Source organism: Streptomyces sp. NPDC090021, from assembly GCF_044748225.1.
Lineage (GTDB): Bacteria > Actinomycetota > Actinomycetes > Streptomycetales > Streptomycetaceae > Streptomyces.
Genome location: NZ_JBIVFO010000014.1, coordinates 52,511 through 70,619, shown reverse-complemented (window position 1 = coordinate 70,619; position 18,109 = coordinate 52,511). Strand labels below are relative to the sequence as shown.

The window sequence follows — 18,109 nt, the reverse complement described above, 5'->3', positions numbered from 1 at the left end:
GAACGGCACGATAGGTGCATCGACCCGGTGCGTCGGGGGACATCCGGGTCGTTTGGAAGGATCACCCGTTCGGCGGTCATCGGGGGAATCGCCGAACGGGTCCCACCCATCCATCAGGAGAACCGATGACGACGAACGAGAACATCCTGCCGAACGACGGCACCATCAAGCCGCTCGACAACCACGCCTCGGGCGTCGAGATCGAGACCCTGGACAACCACGCGTCGGGCATCGAGATCAAGCCGCCGGCGGACGACCCGGCCGTGGACGAGGAGATCCGGACGCTGGACAACCACGCGTCCGGTCCGCGCCCGTAACACCGGCACGAGCACGGGGGAGCCCACGGGGGAATCGGGGGCTCGGGGGGAAATCGGGGGAGCAACGGGGGAACGGCGGTCGCGGTGGCCCGGAGGGGGAGCCACCGCGACCGCCGCACACGTATGCCCGGCCTCGGCGGCCTAGGCTGGGGGTGTGTTCTCCTCCCACGGGCCGAGCGTCCGCGAACTGGCCGTGCAGGGCCTCTCCTCCGTCGAGCGGGGCTACGACCTCCTCGCGCCGAAGTTCGACCACACCCCCTTCCGCACCCCGGACCGGATGCTCGACGCGGTCGAGGAGACCCTTGCCCAGCGGGAGGGCACCTTCGGCTCCGGCCTGGACGTGTGCTGCGGCACCGGCGCCGGGATCGGGATGCTGCGGCGGCTGTGCCGGGACCGCGTCACCGGGGTGGACCTCAGCGCGGGCATGCTCGCCGAGGCCGGGCGCGGGCACGCGGACGACGACCGCGTGGACTTCGTACGGGCCGACGCGCGGGCCCTGCCGCCAGAACTCTCGGACCGCTACGACTTGGCCGTCAGCTTCGGGGCCTTCGGCCACTTCCTGCCCTCCGAGCGGCCCGCGCTCTTCTCCGGGGTGCACGCGGCACTGCGCGAGGGAGGCGTCTTCGCCTTCCCCATCGGCGCCCCGATCCCGCCCGGCTCACCGGTGTGGTGGGCGGTGGCGGGCTTCGACGCCGCGATGCGGGTGCGCAACGCGGTGTGGCGGCCGCCCTTCGTCATGTACTACCGGACCTTCCCGCTGAGCGGGGTGCGCGCCGACCTCGGGGCGGCCGGCTTCACCGTGGAGACCGTCCCGCTCGCGCACTTCGGCCGCCTGCCCGACGGCGCTCCGCGCTGGCGGCTGGTACTGGCCCGCCGCTCCTGAGACTCGGCGGAACGACTGCGTCGCCCACGGGACACAGGGCACAATCCGTGAGGAACCGTCAGGCAGCCTGCGCACCACCCTCACTCCCTGGAGCAGCCGGTGTCGTCACAGGAAATGGTCGTCACGATCTCCCCCCAGCAGGCCGCCCACGGTGTGATCCTCCCCGTGGAGCTGCCGACCGGAACGGTCCGGCTGCGCATACCCCCCTGCCGGCACGGCGACCTCGTCAAGGTCCGTGTCGGCACCGAGGAGATGCGCTTACGCATCCACGTGTCCGGCGCGGGCGCGGCCTGGATCGCGGGGGCCGGCGGCATCACTCCCCCACCGACGGCGGACACGGTCGCACAGCGGCCCGTCCCGGCCCCGCAGACGGGCGGCGGGCGCGGCTGCCTGGTGGGGCTCGCCGTCGCGGCGGTCCTGGTCATCGGCTTCTTCCTGCTGGGCGGCGGCGACGCCGAACCCGCCGCCGACGCCGTGCCCACCCGGTCGTCCTCGTGGACTCCCTTCGCCACCCCCTCGCCGTGGACGCCGGCCCCCGAAGCCGCCGCCACCACCGCGTACGGCTCCGAGCCGAGCGCCGAGCCGAGCCCCGAGCCCAGCCCCTTCGACCGGGGCACCTGCCTCAACGGGCAGCTCCCGGATTCGACGACGCCCCGCAGCGTCAGCGGCGTCGAGGAGGTCCCCTGCTCGGCCTCCGACGCTCACTACCGGGTGATCGAGAGCATCCCCGGCACTGCGGACCTGAACAGCTGCAACGACAACCCCAGGACCCAGTACGCCTTCTCCTACCGCTACATGCGCGGCTCCACCGTCCTCAACCAGTACGTCTACTGCCTGGTGGGCCTGGGCTCCTACGCCCGCTGACCCACGGGTGCACGGCCGGGACGGGTTGGCGTCCCCACGACCCGCGCGACCGGGTGACCGGGTGGCCGGGTGGCCGACGGCGTACGGCGTACAGCGGGGCGGGGTCAGGTGCGGGTGCGGAGTTCGCGTTTGAGGACCTTGCCGCTCGCGTTGCGGGGGAGTTCGGTGACGAACTCGACCGTGCGCGGGACCTTGTAGTTGGCCATCTCGCGGCGGGACCAGGCGATCAGGTCGTCGGCGGTGAGGGTGGAGCCGGGGCGGCGGACCGCGTAGGCCCTGCCGACCTCGCCCAGGCGCGGGTCGGGGACGCCGACGACGGCGACGTCGGCGATGTCCGGGTGCAAGCCGAGGAGTTGCTCTATCTCGGCCGGGTAGGCGTTGAAGCCGCCGACGATGAACATGTCCTTGATCCGGTCGGTGATGCGCAGGTTCCCGTGTCCGTCCAGCACCCCCACGTCGCCGGTGTGCAGCCAGCCCTCCGGGGTGATCGCCGCGGCCGTCTCGTCGGGGGCCTCGAAGTACCCCTGCATGACGTGGTAGCCGCGGACCGCGATCTCGCCGGGGGTCCCGGTCGGCAGCGGGCGGCCGCTGCCGTCCAGGACCGCCACCTCGGTGTCCGGGATGGCCCGGCCCGAGGTGGCGGAGACGACCTCGGCGGGGTCGCCCCGGCGGCACATGGTGACGATGCCGCCTGCCTCGGAGAGGCCGTAGGCGGTGAGGACGGTGGCGATGTGCAGCTCCTCGCGCAGGCGCTCGACGAGCCGCAGTGGGACCACGGCGGCACCGGTGACAACCAGCCGCAGGGCGGAGAGGTCGTGCTGGTCGCGCTGGGGGTGGTCCAGGAGGGACTGGTGCAGGGTGGGCGGCCCGGGGAGCACGGAGATCCGTTCGGCGGCGACGTTGGCGAGGACGGTGTCCGCGTTGAAGACGGGCTGCGGGACCATCGTCGCCCCGCGCATCAGGCAGGCGATGATCCCGGCCTTGTAGCCGAAGGTGTGGAAGAAGGGGTTCACGATCAGGTAGCGGTCGCCCTCGCGCAGGCCGGCGAGCTCGCTCCACACGTCGTAGCAGCGCAGGGACTGCGCGTGGGTGATGACCGCGCCCTTGGGACTGCCGGTGGTGCCGGAGGTGAAGATGATGTCGGAGGGGGCGTCGGGGCTGATGGCCTCGGCGCGCTCGCGGACCGCCTCCGCGGTGATCCGGTCCCCGCCGGCGAGGAAGTCCTTCCAGGTGCGGAAGGAGTCGGGGGCGTCCTCGGCGAGGACGACGACCTCGTCCAGGTGCGGCAGCCCGGGCAGGGGTCCGCGGCCCGGCCCCTCGGCCGCGGCCCGGCGCAGGGAGGCGACGTAGGAGGTACCGAGGAAGGTACCGGTGACGAACAGCAGCCGAGCCCGGCTGCGCCGGAGGACGTACGCCGCTTCCGCACCCTTGAAACGGGTGTTCAGGGGGACGAGAACGGCGCCCGCCGAGACGGCGCCCAGCGCGGAGACGATCCAGTCCAGGGTGTTGGGGGCCCAGACGGCGACCCGGTCGCCGGGCTCCAGCCCGGCGGCGACGCAGGCGGCCGCGGCGCGCTCGACGCGCTCCCCGAGCTGCGCGTAGTCGATCCGGACGCGCCCGTCGACGACGGCCTCGCGGTCGGCGTACCGCGCGGCCGCCGACCGGATCAGCCCCGCGATGGTCCCCCAGCGCAGGTCACCGCGCGCGTCTTCGCGCGCGTCACCGCGTACGTCTTCGCGCGCGTCACCGCGTACGTCTTCGCGCGCGTCACCGCGTACGTCTTCGCGCGCGTCACCGCGTACGTCTTCGCGTACGTCCCCATGAGCCCCCTCGCGCGCTCCCTCACGCGCCCGCTCACGCGCCTCCTCGCGACCACCGCCGCGCCCGCCCTCGGCAGCACCCCCGCCCTGGGAAGCACCCCCGCGCACGCCCTGGCTCACGCCCCGACTCGCGCCCCCGGATGCGCCCTCGCTCGCGCCCCCGTGGACGTCCTCGCGCAGCCCGTCGTCGCCCATGCGTGCCACCCTCCCGCGAACCCAGTAGCTGACTATCCGTCAGATTAGCTGTAGCCTTCGCGGCTGTCAGTACTGGCGCACTCCCCGGAGGTGGCGATGGCGGCAACGCTCAAGGACGCTACGGCGATAGTCGGCATCGGCCAGACCGCCTTTGCCAAACACCTGCCGCAGTCCGAGAAGGAACTGGCCTGCCGGGCGATCCTGGCCGCCCTCGCCGACGCCGGCGTCGAACCGTCCGAGGTCGACGCCTTCTCCTCCTACACCATGGAGGAGACCGACGAGGTCGAGGTCGCCAAGGCCATCGGCGCGGGCGACGTCACCTTCTTCTCCAAGATCGGCTACGGAGGCGGCGGGTCCTGCGCCACCGTCGGCCACCTCGCCGCCGCCGTGGCCACCGGCCAGGCCACCGTCGGCGTCGCCTGGCGCTCCCGCAAACGCGGGTCCGGCCCGCGCCCCTGGAAGAACACCGCCGTCCAACTGCCCACCCCCGGCCAGTGGACCCGCCCCTTCGGCCTGCTGCGCCCTGCCGACGAGATCGGCATGCTGGCCCGCCGCTACATGCACGAGTACGGAGCCACCCGCGACCACCTCTTCAACGTGGCGATGGCCTGCCGCAACCGGGCCAACGAGAACCCCGCCGCGATGATGTACGAACGCCCGCTGACCCGCGAGATGTACATGACCTCCCGCATGATCAGCGACCCGCTCTGCCTCTTCGACAACTGCCTGGAGACCGACGGCGCCCTGGCCTGCGTGATCGTCTCCGCCGAACGGGCCCGCGACTGCCGCCACAGGCCCGTCTACGTCCACTCCGCCGCCCAGGGCCTGCCCTCCCAGCACCACGGCATGGTCAACTACTGGAACGACGACCCCCTGTCCGGGCCCGCCTGGACCGCCGCCCGGCACCTGTGGAAGCAGGCCGACTTCGGCCCCCAGGACGTGGACGTCGCCCAGATCTACGACGCCTTCACCCCGCTCATCCCGCTCTCCCTGGAGGGCTACGGCTTCTGCGGACGCGGCGAGGGCGCCGCCTTCACCGAGGGCGGCGCCCTGGAGCTGGGCGGCCGGCTCCCCCTCAACACCGGCGGCGGCGGCCTGTCCGAGGCGTACGTGCACGGCTTCAACCTGATCAACGAGGGCGTCAAGCAACTGCGCGGCGTCTCCACCGCCCAGGTGCCGGACGCCGCGACCTGCCTGGTAACGGCAGGCGAAGGCGTCCCGACGTCCGCGATCCTGCTGAGGAGCTGACCGACCGATGACCACCGCGCCCGAAGCCGCCCCGTCCGCCGCGCCCGCCGCGTCCACCGCATCCGCGGACGCCCTGCTCCTGCCCGTCCCCGACGAGGACGGCGCCCCCTTCTGGGAGTACGCCGCCCGGGGCGAACTGCGCGTCCAGGCCTGCGCCGCCTGCGGCAGACTGCGCTTCCCACCCCGCCCCTGCTGCCCCCACTGCCGGTCCTTCGACAGCGAGTGGCGCCGCATGAGCGGCCGGGGCCGCATCTGGTCCTACGTCCGGCCGCACCCGCCGCTGCTGCCCGCCTACGCCGCGCAGGCCCCGTACAACGTGATCCTCGTCGAGCTCGCCGACGCCCCGCACATCCGGCTCGCCGGGAACCTGGTGACCTCCGCCGACGCCCCGCTCGACTCCATGGACCCGGCCCGGCTGCGCATCGGCGCACGCGTCCACGTGACCTTCACCGAGGCGGGCGGAATGACCGTGCCGCGCTGGCTCCTGGAGAAGCCGTGACCGTCCGGGTGGAGCGGGACAGGGCCACCGGGGTCGCGGTGGTCACCCTGGACCGGCAGCACCGGCACAACGCCGTCGATCTGGCCACCGCCGCCGAACTGGGCGCGGCCTGGCACGAGCTCCGGTTCGCCGAGGAGGTCCGGGCGGTCGTCCTGACCGGCGCCGGTCCGGCCGCCTTCTGCACCGGCATCGACCGCGGCGTCGAGGTGCCGCAGCCCGCGTCGCCCTACTCCGCCGACGACCCGCTGATCGCGATCGGCCCCAAGTCCCGCGACCTGTGGAAGCCGGTGATCGCCGCCGTCAACGGCATGGCCTGCGGCGGGGCCTTCTACCTGCTGGGCGAGGCGGACTTCCTCATCGCCTCCGAGTCGGCGACCTTCTTCGACCCGCACACCACGTACGGGATGGTCAGTGCCTACGAGGCCGTCTACATGGCCCAGCGCATGCCCTTCGGCGAGGCCGCCCGGATGTCCCTGATGGGCACCGCGGAACGGCTCTCCGCGCGGCGGGCCCACGAGATCGGCCTGGTCTCCGAGCTGACCGCACCGGACGGACTGCTCCCGGCGGCCCTGCGCGCGGCACAGACCCTGGCGGGCTTCCCGACGGAGGCCGTGCAGGGCACCGTACGGGCCCTGTGGTCGGCGAAGCAGGCCGCGCTCCAGCAGGCCCTGGCGCAGGCCCCGGCCCTGATCGCCCTGGGCAACCTGCCCCCGGACCGCCAGGCGGACCTCTTCAGGAACCGCCGCGCGGGAACGGCGTTCCGCATGCGCTGAAGCAGCCCGTCAGCGGGACCCCCTCGGGACCCCCTCGGACAAGCGGCGGGTCACGCCACCGGGCGGGCCCGGAAACGGCGGCGGCCCCGGCCCCCGGGGAGGGGGCGGGGCCGACCGGCCGGGCAGGCGGGTGGGGATCAGGCCTCGACGACGCCGGAGGCCGCGATCTCGATCTTGCCCTTCGGGGCGCCGGACTGGGAGCCCAGGGCCTCGATCTGGTCGACGAGGGCCTGGCCCTCGACGACCTCGCCGAAGACGACGTGCTTGCCGTCGAGCCACGAGGTGACGACCGTGGTGATGAAGAACTGCGAGCCGTTGGTGTTGCGGCCGGCGTTCGCCATCGACAGCAGGTACGGGCGGTCGTGCTTCAGCTCGAAGTTCTCGTCCTCGAACTTCTCGCCGTAGATGGACTTGCCGCCGGTGCCGTTGTGGTTGGTGAAGTCACCACCCTGGAGCATGAACTGCGGGATGACGCGGTGGAAGCCCGAGCCGGCGTAACCGTAACCGTTCTGGCCGGTGGCCAGCTCGCGGAAGTTGCGCGCGGTCTTCGGGACGACGTCGTCGTACAGCTTGAAGACGATGCGGCCGGCGGGGGCGCCGTTGATGTTGATGTCGAAGAAAACGTTGCTCATGGGGTCCATCCTGTCACTCCCGGTGCGGTGCGCGACCCGGCGGGGCCGGACCCGGCCCCGGTCGGGTCACCCGCTCGTACGGGTGCCCGTGCCCTTCGCCGCGTCCAGGGCGTACACGCAGCGGTCCTTGCTGCACGCGTACACCACCCCCGCCTCCGCGACCGGGGCGCCCGCGATCTCGCCGCCCGTGGCCAGCTTCCAGCGGAGCTGACCGCCCGCCGCGTCGAGCGTGTACAGGCAGTGGTCGGCCGAACCGAAGTGCACCCGGCCGTCCGCGACCGCCGGCAGGCCCGTGATCTCGCCGCCCGCCGCGAACCGCCACTTCGGGGTGCCGGTGACCGCGTCGAGCGTGTAGAGCGCGCTGCCCGCCCCCAGGTGGACGTTGCCGCCCACCACCAGCACCGGGTCGGAGGACTGCCGTGACTCCGTCGCGATCCGCCAGCGGTCCTGGCCCGTGGCCGCGTCGAGGGCGTAGACGGTGCCCAGGTAGTCGGCGAGGTAGACCCCGCCGCCCGTGACCGCCGGACCCGGCGCGAAGGCCGGCGGGGCCAGGAAGACCGCGGGGGCCTCGAAGTGCCAGCGGACCCGGCCCGACGCCCGGTCCACGGAGATCACCCGGGTGCCGGCCGCGACGTACACGTTGCCGTCCGCGGCGGGCGTGACCCGCACCGGCACGTTTCCGCAGGAGCCGACGTCACCGATCGGGTAAGACCAGGACTCCCGGCCGCTGCGGGCGTCCAGGGCGCGCAGCCGCGCCTCCTGCCACACGTACACCGTGCCCTCGTGCAGGACGGGGGCCGCCTCCGGGGTCTCGAAGTCGCTCTGCGCGCCCGTCAGCTCCCACAGCTTCTGGCCGCTGGACGCCTCCCAGGCCTGTACGCCGCCGCCGCGCGTGGCGGTGACCACAGTGCCCCGCTCGGCGCGCAGCGCGTACACCCAGGCGTCGGTGGACAGCCGCCACCGCTCGGAGCCGTCCGAGCCGTCGAGCGCGTACAGGGACGGTCCGTCCGAGGCGTGGATCCGGCCGTCGGCCACCGCCATGGACCAGGCGACGTCACGGGTCTTGAACTGGCGGCGACCGCTGGCCACGTCCAGTGCGTGGACCTCGAAGGAGGTCACGTACAGCAGGTTGCCCGCGACGGTCGGGGTGCCCCAGACCTCGTTCGACATGCGGAACCGCCACGGCCGCCAGCGGCCGCTGTCCGGGGCCGCGCCGGGACCCGGAACGGAGGGGGTGACCGGTCCGGTGGCTTGGGCGGGCGCGGAGCCGTCGGGCGGGCGGACCCAGCCGGTCGCCGAGTCCGCCCGGGCGCCGTGCGCGGCCGACGCCGCGACAGTGGCGAACGGGCCAGGCCCGATCGGCACCGGCGAGCCGCCCAGGCGCACGGGCTCGCCCGACGGCACCGGGGACCGCGGCGGGTGGTGCGGGCGCTGCGGCACGGCCTGGCCGGTCCGCGGGTCCACCCAGCCCTCGGCGCCGCGGGGCCGGCGGTGCGTCGCCTGCTCCGACAGCGGCCCGCGGGCCGCGCCGCCGCCGCGTCCGTCACCGCCGCCGCGTCCGTCACGGCCGGGCACGGGTACGGCCGCGGCGGGCGTACGGTTCCCCGCGCGCCGGGCCTCGATCATCGCGACGGCCCGGCCCGGCAGCCACGCCGAGGCGGTACCGCTCTCGTCTCCGCCGTCGAACAGGTGCGGGGCCAGCTGCGCCTGCAGGTCGGCCGGGGTGGGGCGCAGCGAGGCGTCCATCTGCATGCAGGACTCGATCAGGGGCCGCAGCTCCTCGGGGAGCCCTTCCAGGTTCGGCCCCTCGCGCAGCAGCATGAAGACCGTCTCCACCGGGTTCGCCCCGTGGTACGGCGGGTGCCCGGTCGCCGCGAAGACCAGCGTGGAGCCGAGCGAGAAGACGTCGCTGGCGCCCTTGACGCTGCGGGAGTCCTTCGCCTGCTCGGGCGACATGTAGGCGGGGGTGCCGACGGCGACGTTCGTCATGGTCAGGCGGGTGTTCGAGACACCGCTGGCGATACCGAAGTCGATCACCCGCGGGCCGTCCTCGACCACGAGCACGTTCGACGGCTTGAGGTCGCGGTGGACGAGACCGGCTCCGTGGATGGACTGCAGGGCCTCGGCGATACCGGCGGCGAGCCACCGTACGGCCTGGGCGGGCATCGGCCCGCACTCGTTGACGATCTCCTCCAGGGAGGGCGCCGGCACGTACGCGGTGGCCAGCCACGGCACGGCGGCCCGCGGGTCGGCGTCGACCACGGCCGCCGTGTAGAAGCCGGACACCGCACGCGCCGCCTCCACCTCGCGGGTGAAGCGGACGCGGAAGAGCTGGTCCTCGGCGAGCTCGGTGCGCACCGTCTTGATCGCGACCCGCCGTCCGGACGCGGACCGCGCGAGATAGACCAGCCCCATGCCGCCGGCGCCGAGCCGTCCCAGCACCTCGAAGGGGCCGATCCGTCTCGGGTCGTGCTGCGTCAGCTGCTCCACCACTCGCCTCCACACCTCCCCGTACGGGCCACTCACCGGGCCCGCTCCCACCGGCACGGGGCCGGCCCCGTGCCGCGTCTCATCCCGGGGCGCAGCCCGGGTCGCGCAACCCCGATTCTGTCAGGCCCTGGCCGGGTCCGGCCCCGGCGCGGCGAGCAGCACGGTGTGATCTGCCCGGCGGCCGGTCCCCGGCGCCTACCCGGCCGCCTCGGTACGCGGTTGCGAGAGCAGTCCGAAGACCGCCCCCTGATTGTCCGCGACGACCGCGATCCGCCCGTAGGGGGTGTCGAAGGGGTCCGCGGTGACCCGGCCGCCGAGGCGCTGCGCCGTGGCGACGGCCCGGTCGCAGTCCGGGACGGCGAAGTAGACGAGGAAGTGCGCCGGCATGATCTCCGGGAAGGCGTCCGTGATCAGGCTGCGGCCCAGGACGGCGGTGTCCGTGCCGGGGGCCTTGCCGGGCGGCGACCAGATGCGGTATTCGACGCCGGCGTCGTCCTGGTCCTGCGGGACGTAGCCGAAGACCTTGGCGTAGAAGACGTCCACGGCGTCGCGGGCCCGGGTGTAGACCTCGCTCCAGCAGTACGTGTACGGCTCCTGCTGGGCCTCGAAGCCGTGGTGGGTGCCCGGCTGCCACAGCCCGAAGACGGCTCCGCCGGGGTCGGCGGCCATGGCGGCGGTGCCGTACGGGCCGACCGGCATCGGGTCCATCACCATCTGGCCGCCCGCGGCCCGGATGCGCTGGGCGCAGGCGTGGGCGTCGGTGGTGTAGAGGTAGACGCCCCAGACCGTGGGCATCCGGCCGTCGGGCTTGGGGGCGAGGGCGGCGACGTTGCGGCCCCGGCTGTAGGCCTGCGTGTAGTGGCCGTACTCGGCGCCCGCGCTGTCCGCGAAGGTCCAGCCGAAGAGCTCGCCGTAGAACCGCTTGCCCGCCTCGACGTCCGGAAGCGAGGCGTCCACCCAGCAGGGTGCGCCTTCCACGAATGCGGCCATGGGCCCGGTTCCTTCCGTTCTGCGGGGGTGTGTGACCTCCCACCTCTCTCAGCCATGATCCGCCCGAAAACTTGTCCACAGCCTGTTGATAAGACTATTCGGGGGAAACCTCGCGGAACCGGGCGACACGCCCGGACCGTGACCACCGGGCGGCTACCGGGCGGCTACCGGTCGGCTACGGGGCGCATCCGGCCGGAAATCCCCCTCCGTGATCGCCCGGGACTGCCTCCCGCCCAGGCCAGGGGGCCCGTAACCCCATTTGCAGGCGGCCGAATAGCGCGCCGACCACCCCTCGGTAAGCTGACGGCATGACAGGACAAGTACGCACCGTCGACGGGCGTGTCGCCGGCCGGCGCGGCCAGGCGACGCGGCAGAAGCTGCTCGACTGCCTCGGCGAGATGCTCAGCTCCTCGCCGTACCGCGACGTCAAGGTGATCGACGTCGCCCGCAAGGCCGGCACCTCCCCCGCGACCTTCTACCAGTACTTCCCGGACGTCGAGGGCGCCGTCCTGGAGATCGCCGAGCAGATGGCCACCGAGGGCGCGCAGTTGACGTCGCTCGTCGAGGGCCGGACCTGGGTCGGCAAGTCCGGATGGTCCGCCGCCGAGGAACTCGTCGACGGATTCCTGGAGTTCTGGCGTCGCAACGACGCCATCCTGCGCGTGGTCGACCTCGGCGCGGCCGAGGGCGACAAGCGGTTCTACAAGATCCGCATGAAGATCCTGAACTCGGTCACCAACTCCCTCACGGAATCGGTGAAGGAGCTGCAGGCCAAGGGCAAGGTCGACAAGGACGTCAGCCCCGCCGCGATGGCCGGTTCGCTGGTCGCGATGCTGGCCGCGGTCGCCTCGCACCAGAAGGGCTTCCAGACCTGGGGCGTCAAGCAGGCGGAGCTCAAGCCGAACCTGGCGCTGCTCGTCCACCTCGGCATCACGGGCAAGAAGCCGACCAGGTAACGGCGGACCCGCTCCGGGTCCGCCCCCCCTCGGCCGCCCCCGGCCACCCCCGGCCGGCTCCGCGCCGGCGCCACGACCCGCCCGGGATCAGCGACGCTCCAGGCGGAACAGCCGGATCTCACGCTCGATGCGCGCCTGGTACGTCGCGTACGGCGGCCAGAAACCCAGCACCGCCCGCCACACCTCCGCGCGCTCCTCACCCGCCAGCAGCCGGGCCCGTACGGCTATCTCCTCGCCTTGCCAACTCACGTTCGCGTCCGGGTGCTTGAGCAGGTTCCCGGTCCATGCCGGGTGCCCGGGGCGGCCGAAGTTGGACCCGATCAGGATCCAGCTCCTCCCGCCGTCCTCCGGCATGCACGCGAGCGGTGTGGTGCGCGGTTCGCCCGTCCGGGCGCCCTTCGCCGTGAGGACCACACCCGGCAGCATCCGGGCGCTCAGCAGCACCTTGCCGCGGGTGAGCCGGTGCACCGCCTTGTCCATGGCGGGGATGAAGTGCGGTGCGATCTTGGCGAACAGGGTGGTCGAGGAGACCTTCTGCATCAGCTTGACGCCGGGGGCCACGCGAGCCATCAGACGGCCACCTTCTCGTGTGCGGGCGGGGGAGCGTCAGGAGCCGCGGCGGTGGGTGGGGACGCGACCCCGGACGCGACCCCGGACACGGGCACGGATGCGGACGCGGATACGGACGCGGACGCGGATGCGGCCGTCGGGGCGGAGGCCGGCGCCGGCGCGAACAGGCCCGCACGGTCCGCGGCGTGCGCCCGCAGCCGGTGCACCGGGCCGAACAGCAGCTCGTCCGAGGCCGCCCGCTTGAAGTAGAGGTGCGCGTCGTGCTCCCAGGTGAAGCCGATGCCGCCGTGCAGCTGGATCGCCTCCCCCGCCGTCATCCGCAGCGCCTCCAGGGCCTGGGCGAGCGCGAGGCCTCCCTGGTCCGGGTCCCAGGCGGCGTAGTAGGCCGCCGAGCGGGCCGCCTGCACCTGCACGTACAGGTCGGCGAGCCGGTGCTTGACCGCCTGGAAGGAGCCGATCGCCCGGCCGAACTGCTCCCGCTGGCGGACGTACTCCACGGTGCGCGCGAGCGCCTGGTCCGCTGCCCCGACCGCCTCGGCGGCGAGGGCCGCGGAGGCGGTGCGCCCGGTGGCGGCGAGGGCCGCCGGCACGTCGGCCGCCCGCCCCTCCCCGCCGGGATCGCCGAGCAACTCGGCCGGCACGTCGCGCAGTTGGATCCGCGCCTGCGGGCGGGTCTCGTCGAGCACGGCCTGCCGCGACCGCACGAGACCCGGCGCGTCCTCCCGTACGAGGAACAGCAGCGTACGGCTGCGCGCGAAGCCGCCGGCGTGCGCGGGAACCAGCAGCAGCGGGGCGCTGTGCCCGTCGAGCACCTGGGCGGCCTCCCCGTACAGGCGCCAGCCGTCGCCGGCCTCGCCGGGCCGGGCCTGGATCCCGCCGGCCCGGCCGCCACCGGACCACTGGCCCACGGCGTCCTCGCCGGTCAGCGCGAGGGCGGTGGCCAGCAGCGGACCGGGGACGGCGAGGGCGGCGGTCAGCCCGCCCGACGCCAGCGGCGGGAGCAGTGCGGAGCGCTGGGCGCCGCTGCCGAGGGCCGCGACCAGGGGCGCGCACAGCACGGCGGTCGCCAGCAGTGGCGAGGGCAGCAGCGCGCGCCCGGTCTCCTCGCAGGCCAGGGCCAGGTCGGCAGGGGTGCAGCCGACCCCGCCGTACTCCTCGGCCACGGCGATGCCCGGCAGCCCGAGCTGCCGGGAGAGCTGCTGCCACAGCTCGCGGTCGTGTCCGGCAGCGGTACGGACCGCGGCCTTGACCTCGTCGGGACCGCAGCGTTTGCCCAGGATCTCGCGCAGGGTTCGCCGTATCGCGTCCTGCTCCGCGGTGAAGGCGGCATCCATCGTCGGGCTCCTCCCCGTTTCTGACGGGCCGTCATGTTAGGGCGCCGGGCGACAGAAGCACAGGGGGTGAGGGAGCCGGATTGCGGGCGTGCCCCCGGGGAGGAGCCGGGGCCGGGGCGGAGCCGGGAGCCGGGGTCGGGGTCGGGAGCCGGGGTCGGGGTCGGGAGCCGGAGTCGGGGCCGGGAGCCGGGCCGGGGCCGGGCCGGGGCGGAGCCGGGGCGGAGCCGGGGCCGGGAGCCGGGGTCTGGGCCGGGAGCCGGGGTCGGGGCCGGGAGCCGGGGTCGGGGCCGGGCCGGGGCGGAGCCGGGGGCCGGGGGCCGGGGCGGAGCCGGGGGGCCTAGCATCTGACGATACGTCAGATGTACCGTCCTCGCATGCCTGGACTCACACCTGCATCCACCCCCCGCCGACGGGTCGCGGTGGTCGGCGTCGCCCTCTCGGACTGCGGCCGGGTGGACGGCCCCACCCCCTACGCCCTGCACGCACAGGCCGCCCGGCGGGCCCTGACCGACTCCGGCCTGGACCGCTCCTTCATCGACGGCTTCGCCTCGGCCGGCCTCGGCACGCTCGCACCGGTCGAGGTGGCCGAGTACCTCGGCCTGCGCCCCACCTGGGTCGACTCCACCTCCGTGGGCGGTTCAACCTGGGAGGTCATGGCCGCGCACGCGGCGGACGCGATCGCCGCGGGACACGCCAACGCCGTCCTGCTGGTCTACGGATCGACCGCCCGCGCCGACATCAAGGCCCGGCGGCGCACGTCGAACCTCTCCTTCGGGGCGAGGGGACCGCTGCAGTTCGAGGTCCCGTACGGCCACACGCTGATCTCCAAGTACGCCATGGCGGCCCGCCGCCACATGCACCAGTACGGCACGACCCTGGAGCAGCTCGCCGCGGTCGCCGTACAGGCCCGGGCGAACGCGGCGACCAACCCCGACGCGATGTTCCGCGACCCGATCACCGTCGAGGACGTGCTGTCCGGCGAGATGATCGCCGACCCCTTCACGAAACTGCACTGCTGCATCCGCTCGGACGGCGGCTGCGCGGTGCTCCTGGCGGCCGAGGACCACGTACCGGACACCGCGAAGGCGCCGGTGTGGATCCTGGGATCGGGCACCTCCGTTTCCCACACCACCATGTCCGAGTGGGAGGACTTCACCGTCTCCCCCGCCGCCGTCTCGGGCCGCATCGCCTTCGAACGGGCCGGTCTGACCCCCGCGGACGTGGACCTCGCCGAGATCTACGACGCCTTCACCTACATGACGCTGGTGACCCTGGAGGACCTCGGCTTCTGCGGGAAGGGCGAGGGCGGGGCCTTCGTGGAGAAGGGCCGCCTGCTGCGCGACGGGGAACTGCCGGTCAACACGGACGGAGGCGGCCTCTCGGCCTGCCACCCGGGCATGCGGGGCCTGTTCCTGCTGGTGGAGGCGGTCCGCCAGCTACGCGGCGAGGCGGGAGCGGGCCAGGTCACCAAACCCGGCGGCCACCTCCCGCAGGTGGCCCTGGCCTCGGGCACGGGCGGCTGGTTCTGCTCCTCGGGCACGGTCCTGCTGGGGCGGGGATAGGGGAGCGGTGTTTCGCCGGGGCGGGGGTTCGGGCGCGGGTGGGGCACCGGGGTAAGGATCGCGAGGGTGAGGCGCTGAGCGCCTCCTCGATCCGGTGGAGACGGAGTGCAGGGGGCTCGGCGGTGCACGGTCAGACCAGCGAGGTCAGCAGGCCGCGGGGGAACCGGCCGAGCCAGAACGCAGCGGCCGACGGGAGGTCCTGGTCTTGCGTCGAGCCGTCGTGGAGCAGGTACTCGGTAGGGGCTATGTAGCCCTCGCCAGGTGCGAGGCGGATGCGGACGACGCGGATGGGGTGGCCGGCTGCGACGTAGGCCCGGAAATCGTTGGTGTGGGGGTAGCGGTGCTCATGGCCGGTGCCGTGGACCGCGCGGCATACGGTCTGGACGTCCAAGGCGCCGAGGACGATGTAGCGGGTTCCGGGCCCCAGGTTGAGGGCGATCCTGCGGCGGCCTGTGTGACGGTCGGAGCAGCGGAGCTTGTCCCAGTTGTCGAGGTGCAGGCCGATCAGCCGCCCGTCCTCGTAGTTGTCCGTGGTGGTGACCATGTCCGGCTTCGCCAGGGCCTGCCCCAGGTACACCGCGTCCGGATCGCCCAGGGCCCGGGGCAGGTCTTCGAGCGGGAGACCTGCCTGGAAGGGGGGCCGGACGATCTCCACCAGAGTGCTGTCCAGGGGCCTGCGAGGCGCTGTGAGGGACCTGACGTCTGCGGCGGTCATGGGGCGCCACTGCCCGGCCGGGACGACCGCCCCGGACTCGTAGACGGTCTCGTTCTTGAGGGTGGTCCGTACGGTGGCCGTCTCGCAGCGGGCACGGAGCGCGGCGGGGTCGCCGTACGCGATGTGCAAGGGCATGAGGGAGCCTCCTGTCAGTCGTCGCTGACGTCGAGGTCGAGGTCGGCCACCAGGGCCTCGGCGAGGTCGGCCTGCTGGGCGTGTGTGATGCGGATCTTCGAGAGATTCGCGACGCCGCGGATCGCCGAGAGGTCGTTGCCGCGAAGGTCAGCGTCCCGGTATCGGCCGGCGCCGAATTCGGTGAGCCGCAGCGTGCACCCCGAGAACACGACGTCGGTCAGGTCGCAGTCGGTGAACGTGGCCTCGGTGAGGACGCAGCCGGAGAAGACGACGGGGCCCGTCGCGCGGACCTTCTCGAAGGTGGCGAAGTCGAGCTTGCAGTTCTCGAAGAGGACGTCGTCGAGCACTAGGCCGTCCATGGCGGAGCCCATCAGCTTCGTGTCGCGGATGGTGACGCGGGTCAGCTTGCTTTCGCTCCAACGGGCCGAGCCGAGGTCGCTGCCGCTGATTTCAACCCCATGCAGATTCAGGGTTTCGAACTCGACTCGCTTCGAGCGGACTCCGTTGATGCGGCCGGTGATGAGCTGGGCGTCCGCGAGGTCGAGCGAGCGCAGGTCGGCTTCCCCATACGCGAAGTCCTGGACGATTCCGCGGGAGCTGTCGAGCGTGTCGACGCTGGAGAGGTAGAGGCCGGGCTCCTCCAGGTCGGGCGTGGTGACGGTGACGTCGCCGAACGTACGGGTGGCCATGATGCTCCTTCTCGGAGGTGCCGGGGCGGCCTCGCACTGTGGCAGGACCGCCCCCGTGGGCTACTTGTTCTTCCAGTTGTCCCAGGTGGGCCGGTTGTCGAACGTGGGCTGCGGGTTGTCCCACGTGGGCCGGTTGTCGAAGGTGATCCCGGCGGTGAGCTGGTTGTCGAACTCGTGGTTGCTCCAGTCGTTGTCCCAGCGGGCGACAGCGGTGGAACCGGCGGCCGCCAGCAGGGACCGGAATCCCTCGGCCGAGTCCATCACGAGCGTGGAGGCGTCAGCGTGCGTGTTCGCGGACATGTCGTGTCACTCCTTCGAGTAGGGCGATCTTGGCGGTGGTGCAGTACCGGGTCCTGGTCCCGTCGAACCGGCCGGCGTGCTCGAAGTACCGGTTCGCGGGGTGCGCTCCTCCGCAGAAGGCGAAGGCCGGACAGGTGGCGCGACAGTCGTCCACGCCGCTCCAGAACTCGGAGATCCAGGGTGTGCGCAGCTCAGCCTCGGCGACGAGGACGTCCAGACCGTCCTTCAGCACGTTGCCGGTGGTGAAGTCGCCGAACCGGGCGTCGGTGAATCCGGCAAGCTCGGGCGAGAGCATGACCACCCCGCCGTCGTGGGCGACGGTCGGCAGCGGGTCCCAGGGAGCCGAAGTCGGGGAGGGGTCGGTGGCATGGCCGCCGAGGACGGCACCGGCGAAGTTGAGGACCCGCTGGACTTCCCGCAGGCGTACGACGGGGTTGGATCGCCAGGCATCCGCAAGGGCGGCCCAGAACTCCACCGCCCGCCCGTGGTCGGCAGACCGGGCACCGAGGTTTACGCCCTCCTCCTCTTCGACGTTCACGCCGAGGGTGGTCACGCCCAGAGCGGCAAAGAACTCGTAGAAGCGGGAGGCGTCGGCCGGGTCGGGGTCGGAGACGACCGCGATGGTGGAGAACGGGATGCCATGCCGTTGCAGCCGTTCGATTCCCCGCATGGTGATTCGGAATCCGGGGTGGCCGGCGAGAGTGACGCGGTGAGTGTTCATGTCCTCGGGGCCGTCAATGCTGACGCCCACGGCGAAGTCGTGCTCCAGCAGGAACTCGCACCACGCCTCGTCCACGAGCGCAGCGTTCGTCTGCACGCTGTGCTTCACGCCCTTGAACGGGGCCATGAGCGCGCCGAGGCGCTCGCGGCCGGTGGCGAGCGGCTCCCCGCCGTGCCAGACGACCTCGAACTTGGGGTTGTCCGCAGCCCACGCGTTGACGGACTGGGCCACCGACTCGGCGACATCCACCGGCATCAGGTGCTTCGTCTTGCGGAACGGCAGGTAGCAGTACCTGCAATCCATTGGTAAGCACTGCGTGGTCGGCTGCATGATGACCGAGCTGGGCCTGGTCGCGAGCCGTATGGCGCTGTGCATCGTGCTCCTCTCGATCGGTTCGATCGGTGCGCCCACCCCGG

Annotated in this window: 18 protein-coding genes; 8 read left to right on the top strand and 10 right to left on the bottom strand. The window is 72.9% G+C overall.

Annotated elements, in window-relative coordinates:
• Nucleotides 1-125 precede the first annotated feature (125 nt).
• From ACIPXC_RS13650 to ACIPXC_RS13640, 3 genes are all read left to right on the top strand, one after another.
• Complete coding sequence (locus tag ACIPXC_RS13650; RefSeq protein ID WP_401616567.1) at nt 126-317, top strand: hypothetical protein; 192 nt, start codon at nt 126-128, stop codon at nt 315-317.
• A 154-nt stretch (nt 318-471) separates the two neighbouring features.
• Nucleotides 472-1,200, top strand: coding sequence for a class I SAM-dependent methyltransferase (locus tag ACIPXC_RS13645; RefSeq protein ID WP_401616565.1), 729 nt, complete (start codon nt 472-474; stop codon nt 1,198-1,200).
• A gap of 99 nt (nt 1,201-1,299) precedes the next feature.
• Entirely contained in the window at nt 1,300-2,064 is a 765-nt protein-coding gene (locus tag ACIPXC_RS13640; RefSeq protein WP_401616564.1) for a hypothetical protein, read from the top strand.
• A 104-nt stretch (nt 2,065-2,168) separates the two neighbouring features.
• Here ACIPXC_RS13640 and ACIPXC_RS13635 read toward each other — a convergent pair whose 3' ends face one another.
• A complete protein-coding gene (locus ACIPXC_RS13635; protein ID WP_401616562.1) occupies nt 2,169-4,079 on the bottom strand; it encodes a FadD3 family acyl-CoA ligase in 1,911 nt (636 codons plus the stop codon).
• Between the two features lie 96 nt (nt 4,080-4,175).
• Between ACIPXC_RS13635 and ACIPXC_RS13630 the strand changes: the two genes are divergently transcribed.
• The 3 genes from ACIPXC_RS13630 to ACIPXC_RS13620 are packed head-to-tail and all read left to right on the top strand — an operon-like array spanning nt 4,176 to nt 6,599.
• On the top strand, nt 4,176-5,327 hold the full coding sequence (locus tag ACIPXC_RS13630; RefSeq protein WP_401616561.1) for a lipid-transfer protein: 1,152 nt from the start codon (nt 4,176-4,178) through the stop codon (nt 5,325-5,327).
• 7 nt (nt 5,328-5,334) lie between these two features.
• Nucleotides 5,335-5,826 carry a Zn-ribbon domain-containing OB-fold protein gene (locus ACIPXC_RS13625; RefSeq protein ID WP_401616559.1) on the top strand — a complete coding sequence of 164 codons (492 nt, stop codon included), beginning with the start codon at nt 5,335-5,337 and terminating at the stop codon, nt 5,824-5,826.
• On the top strand, nt 5,823-6,599 hold the full coding sequence (locus tag ACIPXC_RS13620; RefSeq protein ID WP_401616557.1) for an enoyl-CoA hydratase/isomerase family protein: 777 nt from the start codon (nt 5,823-5,825) through the stop codon (nt 6,597-6,599). Before ACIPXC_RS13625 ends, ACIPXC_RS13620 begins: the two co-directional genes overlap by 4 nt.
• A gap of 137 nt (nt 6,600-6,736) precedes the next feature.
• On the opposite strand, the gene ACIPXC_RS13615 is transcribed toward ACIPXC_RS13620, so the two are convergent.
• The 3 genes from ACIPXC_RS13615 to ACIPXC_RS13605 all read right to left on the bottom strand — a co-directional run bounded on the left by ACIPXC_RS13615 (nt 6,737) and on the right by ACIPXC_RS13605 (nt 10,711).
• Entirely contained in the window at nt 6,737-7,231 is a 495-nt protein-coding gene (locus ACIPXC_RS13615) for a peptidylprolyl isomerase (RefSeq protein ID WP_386456844.1), read from the bottom strand.
• A gap of 66 nt (nt 7,232-7,297) precedes the next feature.
• Nucleotides 7,298-9,724: a PQQ-binding-like beta-propeller repeat protein gene (locus tag ACIPXC_RS13610; protein ID WP_401616555.1), complete on the bottom strand. Its 2,427-nt coding sequence runs from the start codon at nt 9,722-9,724 to the stop codon at nt 7,298-7,300.
• Between the two features lie 192 nt (nt 9,725-9,916).
• On the bottom strand, nt 9,917-10,711 hold the full coding sequence (locus ACIPXC_RS13605) for a VOC family protein (RefSeq protein ID WP_401616554.1): 795 nt from the start codon (nt 10,709-10,711) through the stop codon (nt 9,917-9,919).
• A 308-nt stretch (nt 10,712-11,019) separates the two neighbouring features.
• Here ACIPXC_RS13605 and ACIPXC_RS13600 point away from each other — a divergent pair, with 308 nt between their 5' ends.
• Nucleotides 11,020-11,667: a TetR family transcriptional regulator gene (locus tag ACIPXC_RS13600; RefSeq protein ID WP_401616552.1), complete on the top strand. Its 648-nt coding sequence runs from the start codon at nt 11,020-11,022 to the stop codon at nt 11,665-11,667.
• An 87-nt stretch (nt 11,668-11,754) separates the two neighbouring features.
• Here ACIPXC_RS13600 and ACIPXC_RS13595 read toward each other — a convergent pair whose 3' ends face one another.
• Entirely contained in the window at nt 11,755-12,237 is a 483-nt protein-coding gene (locus ACIPXC_RS13595) for a nitroreductase family deazaflavin-dependent oxidoreductase (protein WP_401616550.1), read from the bottom strand.
• On the bottom strand, nt 12,237-13,571 hold the full coding sequence (locus tag ACIPXC_RS13590) for an acyl-CoA dehydrogenase family protein (protein WP_401616548.1): 1,335 nt from the start codon (nt 13,569-13,571) through the stop codon (nt 12,237-12,239). Before ACIPXC_RS13590 ends, ACIPXC_RS13595 begins: the two co-directional genes overlap by 1 nt.
• Before the next feature lie 374 nt (nt 13,572-13,945).
• Between ACIPXC_RS13590 and ACIPXC_RS13585 the strand changes: the two genes are divergently transcribed.
• Nucleotides 13,946-15,133, top strand: a complete 1,188-nt coding sequence (locus tag ACIPXC_RS13585; protein WP_401616546.1) for a thiolase C-terminal domain-containing protein — start codon at nt 13,946-13,948, stop codon at nt 15,131-15,133.
• A gap of 130 nt (nt 15,134-15,263) precedes the next feature.
• On the opposite strand, the gene ACIPXC_RS13580 is transcribed toward ACIPXC_RS13585, so the two are convergent.
• From ACIPXC_RS13580 to ACIPXC_RS13565, 4 genes are read right to left on the bottom strand one after another with little or no spacing between them, the layout of a single operon-like run.
• Entirely contained in the window at nt 15,264-15,983 is a 720-nt protein-coding gene (locus tag ACIPXC_RS13580) for a hypothetical protein (RefSeq protein ID WP_401616545.1), read from the bottom strand.
• A 14-nt stretch (nt 15,984-15,997) separates the two neighbouring features.
• Entirely contained in the window at nt 15,998-16,672 is a 675-nt protein-coding gene (locus tag ACIPXC_RS13575) for a pentapeptide repeat-containing protein (RefSeq protein WP_401616543.1), read from the bottom strand.
• Nucleotides 16,673-16,732: 60 nt separating this feature from the next.
• Nucleotides 16,733-16,972, bottom strand: a complete 240-nt coding sequence (gene amcA / locus ACIPXC_RS13570; protein WP_401616541.1) for a multiple cyclophane-containing RiPP AmcA — start codon at nt 16,970-16,972, stop codon at nt 16,733-16,735.
• The gene (locus tag ACIPXC_RS13565) at nt 16,950-17,996 is read right to left on the bottom strand and encodes a radical SAM protein (protein ID WP_401616539.1); all 1,047 of its coding nucleotides are present in this window, start codon (nt 17,994-17,996) and stop codon (nt 16,950-16,952) included. The genes amcA and ACIPXC_RS13565 overlap by 23 nt, the downstream gene beginning before the upstream one ends.
• Nucleotides 17,997-18,109 lie beyond the last annotated feature (113 nt).